The sequence below is a fragment of the Pseudonocardia xishanensis genome, from assembly GCF_039541715.1.
Lineage (GTDB): Bacteria > Actinomycetota > Actinomycetes > Mycobacteriales > Pseudonocardiaceae > Pseudonocardia > Pseudonocardia xishanensis.
The window spans coordinates 39,311-53,468 of the sequence record NZ_BAABGT010000036.1; the positions used below are offsets into that span (position 1 = coordinate 39,311).

Consider the following 14,158-nt stretch of genomic DNA (forward strand, 5'->3'; position numbering starts at 1 on the left):
CGCGCGCGCGGCCGCGGGCGGCAGATGCCGAGCGTCCCGACGGATCGGGCCCGGTGGCGCACCGGTCGCGGGCCCTTCGGCACGTGCGCCCGGGCGACCGCGGGGCCGACGCTGCCTCCACATCCCCAGGTGAGGAGGACCCATGAAGGTACGCGACGTCATGACGACCGCCGTGACGACACTGCGCTCCGACACCCCGGTCCAGGTGGCCGCCGCGACGCTGGTGTCGCACGGCCACAGCGCCGCGCCCGTCGTGGACGCGGAGGGCGGGCTGGTCGGCGTGGTGACCGAGGCCGACCTGGTCCGCGGGCGCATCGCGCCGGACGGGTGGCAGGTCGAGATCGACCCCGAGGCCGTCGTCGCCGCCGTGATGAGCCACGGCGTCATCGCCGCCGAGCCCGGCGACGACCTGGCCGACGTCGTCTCCCGGATGCTCGACGAGCGGCTGCGCGCGATGCCGGTGCTCGACTCCGGGCGCATCGTCGGGATCGTGACCCGGCGGGACGTGCTGCGGCTGGTCGCCCACCGGCAGCTCCAGTCGGAGGAGGCCTGGGCCGCGCGGACGGCCCTGGCCAGCCATGACCGGGGCTGAGCACGGTCCGGGGCGGATCGTCGTCGGCGTCGACGGGTCGCGGTCCTCCCGGGAGGCGCTGCGCTGGGCGGTCCGGCAGGCCGAGGCCACCGGCGCCCACGTGCACGCCGTCATCGGCTGGTCGATCCCGGTGACCTACGGGCCGATGCCCGTGCCGCAGCTCTGGACGGACTGGTCGGGCATCGCCCGCTCCACGCTGGACGAGGCGCTGCGGGCGACCCTCGGCGACCGGGCCTGCGAGGTGAAGGCCGAGGTCGTGGAGGGCGGGGCCGCACTGGTGCTGCTCGAGGCCGCCCGGGACGCCGACCTGCTCGTGGTGGGGAGCCGGGGGCACGGCGGGTTCGCCGGGTTGCTGCTCGGTTCCGTCGCCCAGCACGTGGCGACACACGCGCGGTGCCCCGTGGTCGTCGTGCACGACCGGGAGGAGCCGTGAGACGCGCGGGCGAGGACGCCCGGCCCACCGGGCCGCTGCGGCCGCGGCGGCGCTCCGACCGCGTCGCCGACCTGGTCGCATGGGTCGTCAGTGCGGGCGCGCTGCTCGTCCTGCTCGCCTCCGTGGTGATCGGGATCGGGTCGTTCGGCTCCCTGTCCGACCGGGCCCGGGCCGAGGAGCGGGACCGCACGCCGGTGGCCGCGGTCGTCCTGGAGGACGCCGGACTCGTCCCCGAAGCCGGGTCGGGGGTGGTCGTGCCGGTCCGCTGGACCGAGGCCGACGGCATCGAACGGACCGGGAGCGTGGAGGTGTCCGGCCCGGCGACCGCCGGGAGCGGGACGACGATCTGGGTGACCGCCGACCACCGGGTGGTCCGGGCGCCGCTGACCCACACCGAGGTCGTGTTCGTGGCGACGGTGACCGCCCTGGTCGTCCTCGCCGTGGGCGAGGTGACGGTGTGGCTGCTCGGCAGGCTGGCGTTCGCGGGCGTGTCCCGGATGCGCGACGGCGAGTGGGCGCGCGAATGGGCGGAGATCGAGTCCCGCTGGACCCGGCCGTGACCGGGCCGTCCGGGAGTGGGCCGACCGCCGCCGACGTGATGACCAGCCCGGTCCTCACGGTGCGCGTCGGCACCACCGTGCGGGCCGCGGCGGCGATGCTCGCCGCCCACGGCTTCACCGCCGCCCCGGTGCTCGACGGCGCGGGGCGGCTCGTCGGCGTCGTCACCGAGGCGGACCTGCTGCGCGGGACGGCGGTCGTCGACGACGTCATGGGGACGCCCCCGCTGGTGCGCGCGCCCGCAGACCCGCTCGCCGACGTGGTGACGCTGATGCTGGAGGCGCACGTCCGGTCGATCCCGATCGTCGAGGCGGACCGCCTGGTCGGGATCGTGACGCGCCGGGACGCGCTGCGGATGCTCGCCTGGGGCGAGCACACCGCGGACGAGGTGCGGCGCCGCCGCGGCCTGCCGCCCCCCGCACCGGGCGGGCGCACCGGCCGATCGACCGAGCCCGCGGTGGCGGGACCCGGAGAACAGGAGCGGAGACGATGGACCGAGCGGTGATCGTGGTCGGCGTGGACGGGTCGCCCGAGTCGCGGGCGGCGCTGAACCACGCGTTGGAGACGGCCGCGCGCCAGGACGCGGCGCTGCGGGTGGTCATGGCCGTGCAGACACCGGACTACAGCCCGGAGTTCGACTGCGGCCCGCCCCCGACCCCGGCGGAGACGACGGAGACGGTCGAGCGCGGGCTGCGCTCGGCGGTCGCCGAGGCCCGGACCGTGGTGGGGCCGCTCGCCGCGGCGGTGCCCGTCGATGTCGAGGCGGTGTTCGGGGCGCCGGCCAAGGCACTGGTCAGGGCGGCGGCGGACGCGGACGAGCTGGTCGTGGGACACCGCGGCCGCGGCGCGGTCGCCGGTGCGGTGCTCGGGTCGGTCGGACGGTACTGCGTGGCCCACGCGCCGTGCACGGTGACCGTGGTGCGTGCGCTGGCCGGCGCGGGCGGGCGGAGCTGACCCCGCCCGCCCGCTCGCTCAGGGTGCGTCCGGACCGTCGACCTGGTCGGCGGTCCGTCGCCGTGGGGTGGGCGGGAGCGGGTCGCCCACCGGCGCCCACCCGACGCGCAGCACGATCTGCGGGGAGAGGGTGCCGTTGAGGACCTCGTCGCGGACGAGCCTGCGGGTCCGGTCGAGCTCCAGCGGCTCCGACAGCGGGCAGCTCGCCAGGCCCAGCTCGGTGGCCTGCAGCAGCACGGCGCCGAGCGCCTCGCCCGCGCGCAGCTGGGAGAGCCGGTCGTCCGACGAGGTGCCCAGGACCAGCAGCTCCGCGCCGTCCTCTGCGCCGTCCTCTGCGCCGTCCGGGGCCGGGCCGGTGCCTGCGAACCGGCGGGTCGCGCCGCCCGCGGGCACGTTGCGCGCGGGGATGCCGTCGTCGCCCGCGACGAGGCCGGACCAGAGCGCCAGCTCGGTGTCGTAGCCGGTGGTGGCCGCGTGGGAGGCCGCCGCCGCGGCGATCGCGTGCAGCAGGGCGGCCCGGGCGGCGCCCTCGGGGACCCGGCGCAGCAGGGCGCCGTGCGCCGCGGCGGTCGCCGCCAGCGAGTCCAGGTGCTGCTCCGGGACCGGCCAGTCGGTGAAGGGCCTGCGGTCGGTGCGGCGGGCCTGGAGCGCTTCGACCTCCGCGACGGGCGACGAGTCCCCGCCGCGCGGGGCGCCGAGGCGGACCGTGGCGAGCAGGTCCGGCTCGTCGGGGTCGGGCAGCCGCTCGACGACGGCGGGCACCCCGAGCGCCGCCAGACCCACCTGCAGGTGGTGCAGCGCCGCGCCGCAGCTCAGGACCAGGTCGCGGCCGTCGGGGTCGGTCAGCGGGAGCCAGCGGCGCAGGTCGGCCCGCAGCCCGATGACGTCGGGCCCGATCCGCCAGCGCCACGGCTGCGTGTTGTGGACCGACGGGGCCCGGGCGGCGAGCCCGAGGGCCGCCTGCACGGTTCCGGCGTCCACCCGGGACGTGAACATGGCCCCTCCTTCCGACGGGGTGGGTGTCCCCGTCATCTCGCCACGCCCGGGGTCCGCGGCGTAGATGCCGGTGGTCGTCCGGTCCCGGGACTTCCGGCCCACCCACCGGGGTCGTGCGGTGCCGGCAGGACGACGGTCGGTGCGCGACGCTCGTGGCGAGTCCTGCACCTGTGGAGGGAGTGGTCATGCACGCACACGGACCGGTCGTGGTCGGGGTGGACGGTTCGGCGTCGGGTGCCGAGGCGGTCTGCTGGGCGGCCCGGGAGGCTGCCCGGCGCCGGGCACGGCTGCGGCTGGTGTCCGCGCTGGTGCTGCCCGAGCCGAACCACATCGGCAACCCGGGCCTGGGCACCTCGTACAAGTCGACGATGACCGAGGCCGCCGAGCAGGTGCTGGCCGACGCCGTCGCGCTCGCCCGGGACACCGAGCCCGGTGTGGACATGGAGTCCGAGCTGCGGACCGGTTTCGCCGTCCCGGTGCTGCTCGCGGAGTCGCAGGAGGCCGGCCTGGTCGTGGTCGGCAGCCGCGGGCTCGGCGGCTTCAGCGGGCTGCTCGTGGGCTCGGTGGCGGTGGCCCTGGCCGCGCGCGGCACCAGCCCGGTCGTGGTCGTGCGCGGCGACGCCGAGGAGGGCGCGGCCGACGACGTCCGGCCGGTCGTCGTCGGGGTCGACGGGTCCCCGATCAGCGAGGAGGCCCTGGCGCTGGCGTTCGAGGAGGCCGCCCTGCACGGCGCGCCGCTGCTGGCCCTGCACACCTGGCAGGACGACGTCGTGGAGCTCAGCATCGCCCCGCTCGTCGACTGGAACGCGGTCGAGGCGGAGGAGCACGTGCTGCTGGCCGAGCGGCTCGCGGGCTGGGCGGAGAAGTACCCCGACGTCGAGGTGCGCAGGCGGGTCGTCCGCGACCGGCCCGCCGCCGAGCTGGTCGAGCTCTCGCGCGGTGCGCGGCTGGTGGTCGTCGGCTCCCGCGGGCGGGGCGGGGTGCGGGGGCTGCTGCTCGGCTCGGTCGGGCATGCGCTCATCCACCACTCGTCCTGCCCGGTGCTGATCGCCCGCCCGTCCTGAGCGCCCTCCGGGAAGCACACCCCGAGCCCGGCACGCGACCCGCGTGCCGGGCTCGGCGCGTCCCGCCGGTCACCTCCGGTACAGCGCCGCGGCCACCCCGGCGACCAGCCACCCGACCAGGACCGCGACGTCCAGCCAGGCCACACCCGGCCCCACCGGGCTCAGCGCGTCGGCCAGCCCGTTCGCGAGGTGCTTCAGCGGGAACGCCGCGCCCACCGCGCTCATCCACGCGGGCGTGCCGCCGGTGGGGAAGACGTCGGAGAAGAACGACAGTGGAAGCAGGATGCCCAGCCCGATCGCGTTGACCGCCTTGCTGCTCGGCACGACCGCGCCGAGCGCCAGCCCGCACGCGGCCAGCGCCGCGGTGCCGAGCAGGAGGACCCCGACGGCCGCCGGGATCCCCGCGGGGCGCACCACCACGCCGAGGGCCAGGGCGCCGATCCCGAAGACCAGCACGGCGGTGGCCAGCGCGGTGGCCAGCGCCGATCCGGCGCGGCCCGTGAGGTGGGCGGCCTCGGGCAGCGGGGTGCCGCGCAGCCGGGTGAGCACCCCCCGCTCGCGGGCCAGCGCGAACGCCGCGGGCACGGTGACGAACCCGGCGACCGCCGCGCCCCACGTCGTCATGCCCGCGGCCACGAGCAGCGGGACCCCGGGGTCGCTCGACGCGGGCACGATGAGCAGGACGAACACGACCACGGCGAGCGGCATGACCACGGCGAAGAACACCGAGCCGGGCTCGCGCAGCGTCGTCCGCAGCGCCCACCGCAGCTGCGCGAGCGTCAGCGCCGCCCAGGAGGGGCGGCCCGGGCGCGCCACGGCGACCTGCGCCGGGCGCGCCGAAACCGCGGCGGCCCGCGAGTCGGCGGGACGCGCCCGCCCACCGGGCTCCCGCCGGAACGCGACGGCGGCGACGACCGCCCCGACCAGCCCCCAGGCGACGAGCACGGCGAGCGACCCGAGGTGCCATCCCGCGCCGGGATGGAAGGGGGTGAACTGGTCCCGCAGGGCGTCGTTGAGGGGCTTGAGCGGGAGGGAGGAGGCGATCGTGTCCGCCCAGGCGGGCAGCTGCCCCAGGGTGAACAGGCCGGAGACGAACCCCAGCAGCACCGAGGCGCCGATCGAGGCGGCCGACGCGACGGCGACGGACCGCGACACCGCGGCGACGGCGAGGCCGAGCGCGGCGAAGCAGCCGACGCCCACCACCAGCGTCACGAGCGTCGCGGGCACGGTCCGCCAGACGATCTGCACGTGGTAGAGGGCGACGCCGACGACCAGCATGACCAGCGTCGAGAACAGCGCGACGGCCACCGTGGCGGCGATGCGCCCCGCGAGGTAGGTCCCGGTGGGCAGCGGGGTGCCGCGCAGCCTGCGCAGGATGCCCTGGGTGCGGGCGACCGCCAGCGAGATGGCGACGGTGGGGAAGGCCGCGTAGAGCACGCCCAGGGTGATGGCCGAGGGCGTCACGAACTGCATCACGCGCACCCCGCTCGCCTCGTCGACGACGGCGTCGCCCGCCAGGAAGCCGATGATGACCAGCCAGGTCAGCGGGAACAGCACGGTGAACACGAACACCACGCGGGTGCGCCAGAGCTCGCGCAGCGCGTACCCCAGCTGGCCCACCGCCAGGGGGAGGAACCGGGGGCGGGCGGCCACCGACCCGACGGCGGAGGCGGTCACGACGACACCCCCGTGGGCGTGACGAGATCGAGGTAGACGTCCTCGAGCGACGGGTGCGTGACCGTCAGGACCGGCAGTTCCAGGCCGCGCTCGACGGCCCAGCCGGTGAGCCGGTGCAGGGTCAGGGTCGGCTCGGCGGTCCGGACCTGGCGTTCGAGCCCCTCGGTGACCATCGGGCCGCCGAGGTCGGGCAGGCTCGCCGGGTCCGCCCCGGCGGGCAGCCGGAAGGTGACCACGGACGCCTGCCGGGCCATCCCGCCGATCTCCGCGGGCGACCCGACGGCCACCATCCTGCCCGCGACCATGACGCCGACCCGGTCCGCCAGGTGCTGCGCCTCGTCCATGTAGTGGGTGGTGAGCAGCACGGTCTTGCCGAGCCCGCGCAGCATCTCGACCATGTCCCAGGCCCGGCGGCGGGCGGAGGGGTCGAAGCCGGTGGTCGGCTCGTCGAGGAACAGCAGCTCGGGATCGCCGACCAGGCCCAGGGCGAGGTCGAGGCGGCGGCGCTGGCCGCCGGAGAGGGTCTTGACCCGGGCGTCGCGCTTGTCGCCGAGCCCCACCAGCTCGATCACGTCGTCGACGGCGAGCCTGCGGGGGTAGAACCCGCGGTAGAGCCGGACGAGCTCGCGGACGCTGAAGTCCTCGTCGAACCCAGCCGACTGCAGCACGATCCCGATCCGCTCGCGCAGGTCGCGGCCGCCGCGCTCGGGATCGCAGCCGAGCACGGAGACCCGTCCGGCGGTGCGCCTGCGGTGGCCCTCCAGGATCTCGACGGCGGTCGTCTTGCCCGCGCCGTTGGGCCCGAGCAGGGCGAACACCTCCCCGGTCCGCACGCGGAACGACACCCCGTCGACCGCGTGGACCGCCCCGTAGACCTTGTGCAGGTCGTCGACCTCGATCGCGTCCATCCCACCCTCCTCTGCCCCACGTCGACGGCCAGCGTGCGAGCGGGTCGTGGCGCGTGACCAGGGTCGTCGGCCACCCCTCCGGCGGGCCGTCCGGCGGTGGGTCCTCCGGACGTCACGGGGGTGCCGTCCGGCCCGTGTGCGCGGCCCGGGGCCGGTCCTAGCGTCGGTTCCGGCGGCCACCGGCCGCGTAGAGCTCGATCGAGGAGGGACAGATGACCACCGTCGAGACCGTCCACCGGGCACCGACCCCGCACGAGCGGCGCGTGGACCTCGTCGCCGCGGCGATCCGCGATCATTCGACGCTGACCGGCGACGCCGCCCGCGCGCTGGCCGAGGCCGTGCTGGCCGCCATCGACCACGTCCCGGAGAAGATGCGATGAGCCCCGTGGTGCTGGTGGGCGTCGACGGCGACGCCCCCGCCCTGGTCGCGGTGTCGTGGGCGGCCCGCGAGGCCGCCCGCCGGGGTGCGGTGCTGCGGCTGCTGACGGTGACGCCGTGGGCGGCCGACCCGATCCCGTCGGCCCGGGTGGCCGCGGACGGGGCGCGGGCGGCGCGGCTGGCGCTCGCCGAGGTCAGGCTCTCGGTGGCCGCGGCCCGCGCGGCCGAGCACCTCCCGGAGGTCCGCATCGAACGGTCGGTGCGCGAGGGGGTGCCCGCCGAGGAGCTCGGCCGGGCCTCGGAGCAGGCCGACCTGCTGGTCATCGGCGGGCCGGTGGGCGGCTGGGCGGGCACGATGCTCGGGGTCGCGCTGGCCGGGCGCGCCCGCTGTCCGCTCGTGGTGGTGGAGCGTCCCGGTCACCCGTCCGAGGACGGCGGGATCGTCGCCGGGCTCGACGGGGCGGAGGACGGCGACGCCGCGCTCGCCGTCGCCTTCCGCGAGGCGACGGAGCGGGGCCTGCCGCTCGAGATCGTGCACGCGTGGAGCGACGCGCCGCTGGACGCCGGCACCGAGGAGCTCGACTTCGCCGCGTTCGCCCCGGACGTCCGGCGCGTCCTCGACGCCCGGATCGCACCGCTCCGTCGGGCGTACCCCGCGGTGCGCCTGCGGCACACGGTCGTCCGGGACCGGCCGGAGCGGGCGCTGGTGCAGGCCTCCAAGGGGGCGCACCTGGTCGTGCTCGGGGCCCGCGGCCGGTCGTCGGTGATCGGGCTCGGCGAAGTCGGGCGCCGGGTGGTGCTGCTGGCGGAGTGCCCCGTCGCGATCGTCGGGCCGCTCTGCCGCTCGGCGGAGGGCCGGTCGGCGGAGGTGCCGGTCAGCTCGTGAGGTGCCGGACCCAGCCCGCGAGGTCGGCGAGGTCGGCGTAGTCGTCCTCCTCGATCCGCAGGCCGGTGCGCTCCGACACCCGGGCCACGAGGGCCTGGAAGTCCAGCGAGTCGAGGCCGAGGACGTCGCGGAGGTCGTCGTCGGGGCGCAGGGACTCCAGCGCCGGGCCGGGGGCGATCGTGCGCAGGACGTCGAGGACGAGCGCGCGGGCGTCGGCGCCGGTCGGGACGGTGTGCTCGGTCATGGCGGCGACGATCCCCCGGGGCCGCCGCCGACGGCAGGGTCGAAGGGACCGCGCCGACCCGGGGCCGCGGGGACCTCCGCCGAGAGACCTTCGACCCTGGGATCGCGTCGCGCCGGGCGTGACCGTGGAGGCCATGGTGCGGACGACGACCGACGACGACCTGCAGGCCGCGCACGCCCCCTCGGCGGGTGCCGGACCGGGAGCGACGCCCGCCGCGGTCCGCGGGACCGACGACCCCTGGACCCTCGTCTTCGAGGGCTTCGACCCCGCCGACGAGGGCCGCCGCGAGGCGCTCTGCACCCTGGGCAACGGCTACCAGGCCGTCCGGGGCGCCGCGCCGGAGAGCCGCGCGGACGGGGTGCACTATCCCGGCACCTACGCGGGCGGGTTCTTCAACCGGCTGCCGGACCGCGTCGGCGGGCTGGCCGTCGAGACCGAGAGCATGGTCAACCTGCCCAACTGGCTGCTCCTCGAGCTCGGCCCGGCCGAGATCGTCGAGCAGCGGGTCACGCTGGACCTGCGCCGGGGGCTGCTGACCCGGGTGGTCCGCCTCGCCGACGCCGGGGGCAGGCGGACCACGGTGCGGCAGCGCAGGCTCGTGCACATGGGCCAGCGGCACCTGGCCGCGCTGCAGACGGTCGTCATGCCCGAGAACTGGAGCGGGCGGCTGGAGGTCCGGTCGGGGATCGACGGCGCCGTGTCGAACGCAGGCGTCGCCCGCTACCGGGACATGGCGAGCCGCCACCTGCGGGTCCGCGGCCTCGCCGAGCCCGACCCGGAGACCGTGCTGCTCACGGCGACCACCACGCAGTCCGAGCTGCTGGTCGCCGTCGCCGCCCGCACCCGGGTCGACCGCGGGCGGGCCGAGCGGGAGCTGGAGCGCTCCCGCGGGCTGGTGGCGCACCGGATGGCGGTGGAGGTCCGCGCGGGCGAGCCGGTGACCGTCGAGAAGACGGTGGCGCTGGTGACCTCCCGGGACGTCGCCGTGTCGCACCCCGCGACCGCGGCGGTCGACGAGCTGGCGTCGGCCCCGGACTTCGAGTCGCTACTGGCGAGCCACGAGCTCGCCTGGGGCAGGCTGTGGCGGCGGTTCCGCGTCGACCTGCGCGGCCCGGCGACCGTCGAGACCCTGCGCACGCTGCGGTTGGGGCTGTTCCACGTCCTGCAGACGGCCTCGCCGCACGATCTCGACCTCGACGCGGGCGTCCCGGCGCGCGGCCTGCACGGCGAGGCCTACCGCGGGCACGTGTTCTGGGACGAGATCTTCGTGCTGCCGCTGCTCACGCTCCGGATGCCGCAGCTCGCCCGGGCCCTGCTGCACTACCGCGTCCGCAGGCTGGACGCCGCTCGCCGGGCCGCCCGCGAGGTGGGCCACCGCGGGGCGATGTACCCGTGGCAGTCCGGCAGCGACGGGCGGGAGGAGAGCCAGTGGATGCACCTCAACCCGCTCTCGGGACGGTGGATCCCGGACGTCAGCAGGCTGCAGCGGCACGTCGGCCTGGCGGTGGCCTTCGACGTCTGGCAGTACTACCAGGCCACCGGCGACCTGGACTTCCTGGCCGGGCACGGCGCCGAGGTCATCCTGGAGACCGCCCGGTTCTTCGCCGACCTCACCGCGCACGACGCCGCGCTGGACCGCTACCGGATCCGCGGCGTGATCGGCCCCGACGAGTACTCCACCCGCTACCCGGGCGCGACGACCCCCGGCGTCGACGACAACGCCTACACCAACGTCATGGCCGTCTGGCTCTGGCACCGGGCCGAGGACACGCTGGCCGCGCTGCCCACCACGCGGCGGACCGAGCTGCTGGAGCGCCTCGACCTCGGGGCCGCGGAGCGGATGCACTGGGACGTCCTGCGGCGGCGGCTCTACGTGCCCTTCCGCGCGGACGGCGTCCTGGAACAGTTCCACGGCGCGAGCGCGCTGCCCGAGCTGGACCTCGAGGACTACCGGCGCCGCTACGGGGACCTGCAGCGGATGGACCGGATCCTGGAGGCCGAGGGCCGCTCGGTCGACGACTACCAGGTCAGCAAGCAGGCGGACGCGCTGATGCTGTTCTACCTGCTCTCGGCGGACGAGCTGCGCGAGCTCCTCGGCGGCCTCGGGTACGCGCTGCCCCCGGACGCCATCCGCCGCACGATCTCCCACCATCTCGCCCACACCGTGCACGGCTCGACGCTGAGCGCGCTGGTGCACGCCTGGGTGCTCGCCCGCGCCCACCGCGAGGACTCCCTGGAGCACTTCGAGCGGGCCCTGCGCAGCGACCTGGCGGACGTCCAGGGCGGCACCACCGCCGAGGGGGTGCACCTGGGGGCGATGGCGGGCTCGGTGGACCTGCTGCAGCGGTGCTTCGGCGGCCTGGAGACCCGTGCCGACGTGCTGTGGGTGAACCCGCACTGGCCCGCGCGGTACGGGGAGCTGGGGTTCACCATCGAGTACCGGGGCCTGACCCTGGACCTGCGGGTCAGCGGTCGGGAGGTCCGGATCGCCGCGGCGGACGGGCCCGGGACCCCGGTGCGGGTCGGCTGCGACGGGGAGGTCCGGCCGCTGGGACCCGGCGACGCGGTCCGGTTCGCGGCCGGGTGAGCCTCCGAACAGGACAAAGCGCTCGGCAGGATGAGGGGCACGGGTGTGGGCCGAGCGGCTGAATTGTCCGCACAGCCCTTCTCCCACACCGGTTCAGGGGTTTAGACAGGCCGAGTGCCGCCCGGCCCCCGCGGTGCGCAGTCCGACAGGCGTCCCGCAAGGCGCTCGGCACGGGGCCACGCACCGGTCTCCAGGCAGGGATGACCCACATGGACCACAACCGCACCGCAGACAGCCGCACCGCAGACAGCCGCACCGCAGACAGCCGCACCGCAGACAGCCGCACCGCAGACAGCCGCACCGCCGCGGACGCCCCCGAGCTGACCTTCGCGGACGCGCCGCGGATGGAGCTCGACCAGCTGCTCGAACAGCTCGTCGACCGCGCCCAGGAGGTGATCGGCGTCCAGGGTCGGCTGCGCGGACTGCTGCGGGCCAACCGGACGATCATCACGGACCTGGCCCCGGCGGCCGTGCTGCACCGGATCGCCGAGGCCGCGCGGGAGGTCGTCGGGGCCCGGTACGCGGCGCTCGGTGTGCTGGACGGGCGCGGCGGGCTGGCGGAGTTCGTGCACGTCGGGATGCCGCCGGAGACCGCGGCGGCGATCGGGCACCTGCCCGAGGGCAAGGGCCTGCTCGGCGCGCTGATCGAGGACCCGCACCCCATCCGGCTCGACGACCTCACCGCGGACCCCCGCGGCTCCGGGTTCCCGGCGCGGCATCCGCCGATGACCACCTTCCTCGGCGTGCCGATCCGCATCCGGGACGAGGTGTTCGGCAACCTCTACCTCACCGAGAGCACCCACGGCGGGTTCACCGCCGAGGACGAGGAGCTGGCCCGTTCGCTCGCCGCGACGGCCGCCGTGGTGATCGACAACGCGCGCCAGTTCGAGACCACCCACCGCCGCGGCGAGTGGCTGGGCGCCACGGCGGAGATCACCCGGCGGATGCTCGAGCCGGGCGGCGCCCCGCCGCTGCGCGAGATCGCCGAGCACGCCCACCGCTTGGCGGGCGCCGACCTGGTCGCGGTCCTGCTCCCGGACGCGGAGCGGCGCACCCTGCGCGTCGCCACGGCGGTCGGGGGGCCCACGACGTCTCGGCCCGCGGCCGAGCTCGTCGGGCACACCTCCCGGATCGGCGCCAGCCTGTGCTCGCACGTGCTGAGCACCGGGGAGCCGCTGCGGCTGGCGGACGCCCACGACCATCCGGGCCTGCCGCCCGCGATGCTGGAGGACGCGATCGACATCGGCCCGGTGCTCGTGGTGCCCATGGCCGGGATCGCGCAGACGACCGGCGTGCTCGCGGTCGCCCGGCTGCGGGGCCGCGTCCCGTTCCGGGAGGAGGACCTGCGGATGGCCGCCGGGTTCGCGACCCAGGCCGCGCTCGCCCTCGAGCTGGCGGACGCCCGCGCCGAGGCGGAGCGCTCGGCGATGCTGGACGAGCGCGAGCGGATCGCCGCGGACCTGCACGACCACGTCATCCAGCGGCTCTTCGCCTCCGGGCTGTCCCTGCAGGGGATCGCGGCCCGGCTCGACCCGGCGAACGCCGCGCGGCTCCGGGCGGTCGTCTCGGACCTGGACGACACCATCGCCCAGATCCGCACCAGCATCTTCGGCATCCGACGGCGGGCGGACGACTCCGACGACGGCCTGCGCTCGGGGGTGCTCGGCGTGGTCACCGACGCGGCCTCCGCCCTCGGGCACACCCCGCAGCTGCGGTTCTCCGGCCCGGTCGACACCCTGCTGGGCTCCCTCGAGGCCGGGGACCGCGCCGAGCTGGTCGACGACCTCTGCGCGGTCGCGCGCGAGAGCCTGGCCAACGTGGCCAAACACGCCCGCGCCTCGACGGTCGAGGTCGACCTCGTCGCCGGGGACGGCGAGCTCGCCCTGGTGGTCCGCGACGACGGCGTCGGGCTCGGCCCGGGCGGTCGCCGCAGCGGCCTGGCCAACCTCCGCCGCCGCGCCGAGCGCCGCGGTGGCCGGATGACCCTGACCGCGGTGGAGCCGCACGGCACCCGGGTGGACTGGACCGTCCCGATCGACCCTTCGCGGAACTGAGCGGCCGAGCCGGGCCCGGCCGCCGAGCCGAGCCGCCGGGCCGGACCGTCACATGCGGCGCGGGACCGCGGCCCCGGGGCGGTCGGGGTCGCTCGGGGGCGCGGGGAGGAGGGCGTCCGGGTGGTGCACCAGCCTGCCCATCTCACGCAGCAGGCGGGCACCGGTGGCGCCGTCCGTGGCGCGGTGGTCGGCGGCGAGGGTCAGGTCGACGACGGGCCGGGCGCGGACCTCGCCGTCCACCACCCAGGGCCGCTCGCGGACCGCCCCGATCCCGACGAGGGCGACCTGGGGCGGGTGGATCACGCCGATGATCGCGTCGACGCCCTGGTCACCGAGGTTCGTGACGGTCGCGGTGGCGCCGCCGACGTCCGAGGAACGCAGGTGCCCGGCGCGGGCCCGGGTGCCCGCCTCGGTGAGCGCGGCCATGAGGGCGGACAGGTCGAGGGTGTCGGCGTCGCGGAGCACGGGGACGGTGAGGCCGCCGCCGCGCACCGCGACGGCCACGCCGAGGTGGACGTGGTCGGCGGGGTGGAAGGCGTCGTCGACCCAGTGCCCGTTCAGCTCCGGGACCGCCCGCAGCGCCCGTGCCGCCGCGGACAGCAGGAGCGCGGCGGGCAGGATCCGGTCGGGGACCGGGACGGCACGGTTGTGCGTGCGCAGCCGGTCGAGGGCGTCGGCGAGGTCCACCTGGGTGCTCAGGTAGTAGTGCGGGATCTCCCGCTTCGACCGCGCCATCAGCGCGGCCGTGGCCCGACGGGGATCGGCGGCGGCCCGCGGTGCGGTCGCCGCGGCGGGCTGCGGCTCGGGCACGGCGGCGGGCCGGGGCG

Annotated in this window: 15 protein-coding genes; 10 read left to right on the top strand and 5 right to left on the bottom strand. The window is 76.6% G+C overall.

Annotated features, from left to right (window positions below; all coding sequences use genetic code 11):
- Positions 1 to 142 precede the first annotated feature (142 nt).
- The 5 genes from ABD993_RS15950 to ABD993_RS15970 are packed head-to-tail and all read left to right on the top strand — an operon-like array spanning position 143 to position 2,537.
- Positions 143 to 592, top strand: coding sequence for a CBS domain-containing protein (locus tag ABD993_RS15950; RefSeq protein ID WP_345418257.1), 450 nt, complete (start codon positions 143 to 145; stop codon positions 590 to 592).
- Positions 579 to 1,025 carry a universal stress protein gene (locus ABD993_RS15955; RefSeq protein ID WP_345418259.1) on the top strand — a complete coding sequence of 149 codons (447 nt, stop codon included), beginning with the start codon at positions 579 to 581 and terminating at the stop codon, positions 1,023 to 1,025. The genes ABD993_RS15950 and ABD993_RS15955 overlap by 14 nt, the downstream gene beginning before the upstream one ends.
- On the top strand, positions 1,022 to 1,585 hold the full coding sequence (locus ABD993_RS15960) for an Rv1733c family protein (RefSeq protein ID WP_345418262.1): 564 nt from the start codon (positions 1,022 to 1,024) through the stop codon (positions 1,583 to 1,585). The genes ABD993_RS15955 and ABD993_RS15960 overlap by 4 nt, the downstream gene beginning before the upstream one ends.
- Entirely contained in the window at positions 1,582 to 2,088 is a 507-nt protein-coding gene (locus ABD993_RS15965; RefSeq protein ID WP_345418264.1) for a CBS domain-containing protein, read from the top strand. The genes ABD993_RS15960 and ABD993_RS15965 overlap by 4 nt, the downstream gene beginning before the upstream one ends.
- The gene (locus ABD993_RS15970) at positions 2,073 to 2,537 is read left to right on the top strand and encodes a universal stress protein (RefSeq protein WP_345418267.1); all 465 of its coding nucleotides are present in this window, start codon (positions 2,073 to 2,075) and stop codon (positions 2,535 to 2,537) included. The genes ABD993_RS15965 and ABD993_RS15970 overlap by 16 nt, the downstream gene beginning before the upstream one ends.
- Before the next feature lie 18 nt (positions 2,538 to 2,555).
- Here ABD993_RS15970 and ABD993_RS15975 read toward each other — a convergent pair whose 3' ends face one another.
- Positions 2,556 to 3,533 (bottom strand): Acg family FMN-binding oxidoreductase, encoded by a 978-nt coding sequence (locus ABD993_RS15975; protein WP_345418270.1) that lies wholly within the window; start codon positions 3,531 to 3,533, stop codon positions 2,556 to 2,558.
- Between the two features lie 185 nt (positions 3,534 to 3,718).
- Between ABD993_RS15975 and ABD993_RS15980 the strand changes: the two genes are divergently transcribed.
- A complete protein-coding gene (locus ABD993_RS15980) occupies positions 3,719 to 4,597 on the top strand; it encodes a universal stress protein (protein WP_345418273.1) in 879 nt (292 codons plus the stop codon).
- A 69-nt stretch (positions 4,598 to 4,666) separates the two neighbouring features.
- On the opposite strand, the gene ABD993_RS15985 is transcribed toward ABD993_RS15980, so the two are convergent.
- Together ABD993_RS15985 and ABD993_RS15990 are read right to left on the bottom strand one after the other, a co-directional pair.
- On the bottom strand, positions 4,667 to 6,274 hold the full coding sequence (locus ABD993_RS15985; RefSeq protein WP_345418276.1) for an ABC transporter permease: 1,608 nt from the start codon (positions 6,272 to 6,274) through the stop codon (positions 4,667 to 4,669).
- Positions 6,271 to 7,182, bottom strand: a complete 912-nt coding sequence (locus tag ABD993_RS15990; RefSeq protein ID WP_345418279.1) for an ABC transporter ATP-binding protein — start codon at positions 7,180 to 7,182, stop codon at positions 6,271 to 6,273. Before ABD993_RS15990 ends, ABD993_RS15985 begins: the two co-directional genes overlap by 4 nt.
- A 212-nt stretch (positions 7,183 to 7,394) precedes the next feature.
- Here ABD993_RS15990 and ABD993_RS15995 point away from each other — a divergent pair, with 212 nt between their 5' ends.
- Both ABD993_RS15995 and ABD993_RS16000 read left to right on the top strand, forming a co-directional pair.
- Complete coding sequence (locus tag ABD993_RS15995; protein WP_345418282.1) at positions 7,395 to 7,562, top strand: DUF6307 family protein; 168 nt, start codon at positions 7,395 to 7,397, stop codon at positions 7,560 to 7,562.
- Entirely contained in the window at positions 7,559 to 8,446 is an 888-nt protein-coding gene (locus tag ABD993_RS16000; RefSeq protein WP_345418285.1) for a universal stress protein, read from the top strand. Before ABD993_RS15995 ends, ABD993_RS16000 begins: the two co-directional genes overlap by 4 nt.
- On the opposite strand, the gene ABD993_RS16005 is transcribed toward ABD993_RS16000, so the two are convergent.
- A complete protein-coding gene (locus ABD993_RS16005; protein ID WP_345418288.1) occupies positions 8,436 to 8,690 on the bottom strand; it encodes an acyl carrier protein in 255 nt (84 codons plus the stop codon). The genes ABD993_RS16000 and ABD993_RS16005 overlap by 11 nt on opposite strands.
- Positions 8,691 to 8,823: 133 nt before the next feature.
- Here ABD993_RS16005 and ABD993_RS16010 point away from each other — a divergent pair, with 133 nt between their 5' ends.
- Positions 8,824 to 11,277 carry a glycoside hydrolase family 65 protein gene (locus ABD993_RS16010; protein ID WP_345418291.1) on the top strand — a complete coding sequence of 818 codons (2,454 nt, stop codon included), beginning with the start codon at positions 8,824 to 8,826 and terminating at the stop codon, positions 11,275 to 11,277.
- A 209-nt stretch (positions 11,278 to 11,486) separates the two neighbouring features.
- The gene (locus tag ABD993_RS16015) at positions 11,487 to 13,331 is read left to right on the top strand and encodes a sensor histidine kinase (RefSeq protein WP_345418294.1); all 1,845 of its coding nucleotides are present in this window, start codon (positions 11,487 to 11,489) and stop codon (positions 13,329 to 13,331) included.
- Between the two features lie 48 nt (positions 13,332 to 13,379).
- On the opposite strand, the gene ABD993_RS16020 is transcribed toward ABD993_RS16015, so the two are convergent.
- On the bottom strand, positions 13,380 to 14,158 hold a 779-nt coding region (locus ABD993_RS16020), incomplete at its 5' end, for a 2-oxo acid dehydrogenase subunit E2 (protein WP_345418296.1).

Bases quoted from the DNA above. Each gene is read 5' to 3' on its own strand.
- ABD993_RS15950 (WP_345418257.1), top strand. From the start codon at position 143: ATGAAGGTACGCGACGTCATGACGACCGCCGTGACGACACTGCGCTCC.
- ABD993_RS15955 (WP_345418259.1), top strand. From the start codon at position 579: ATGACCGGGGCTGAGCACGGTCCGGGGCGGATCGTCGTCGGCGTCGAC.
- ABD993_RS15970 (WP_345418267.1), top strand. From the start codon at position 2,073: ATGGACCGAGCGGTGATCGTGGTCGGCGTGGACGGGTCGCCCGAGTCG.
- ABD993_RS15975 (WP_345418270.1), bottom strand. From the start codon at position 3,533: ATGTTCACGTCCCGGGTGGACGCCGGAACCGTGCAGGCGGCCCTCGGG.
- ABD993_RS15980 (WP_345418273.1), top strand. From the start codon at position 3,719: ATGCACGCACACGGACCGGTCGTGGTCGGGGTGGACGGTTCGGCGTCG.
- ABD993_RS15990 (WP_345418279.1), bottom strand. From the start codon at position 7,182: ATGGACGCGATCGAGGTCGACGACCTGCACAAGGTCTACGGGGCGGTC.
- ABD993_RS15995 (WP_345418282.1), top strand. From the start codon at position 7,395: ATGACCACCGTCGAGACCGTCCACCGGGCACCGACCCCGCACGAGCGG.
- ABD993_RS16000 (WP_345418285.1), top strand. From the start codon at position 7,559: ATGAGCCCCGTGGTGCTGGTGGGCGTCGACGGCGACGCCCCCGCCCTG.
- ABD993_RS16005 (WP_345418288.1), bottom strand. From the start codon at position 8,690: ATGACCGAGCACACCGTCCCGACCGGCGCCGACGCCCGCGCGCTCGTC.
- ABD993_RS16010 (WP_345418291.1), top strand. From the start codon at position 8,824: ATGGTGCGGACGACGACCGACGACGACCTGCAGGCCGCGCACGCCCCC.
- ABD993_RS16015 (WP_345418294.1), top strand. From the start codon at position 11,487: ATGGACCACAACCGCACCGCAGACAGCCGCACCGCAGACAGCCGCACC.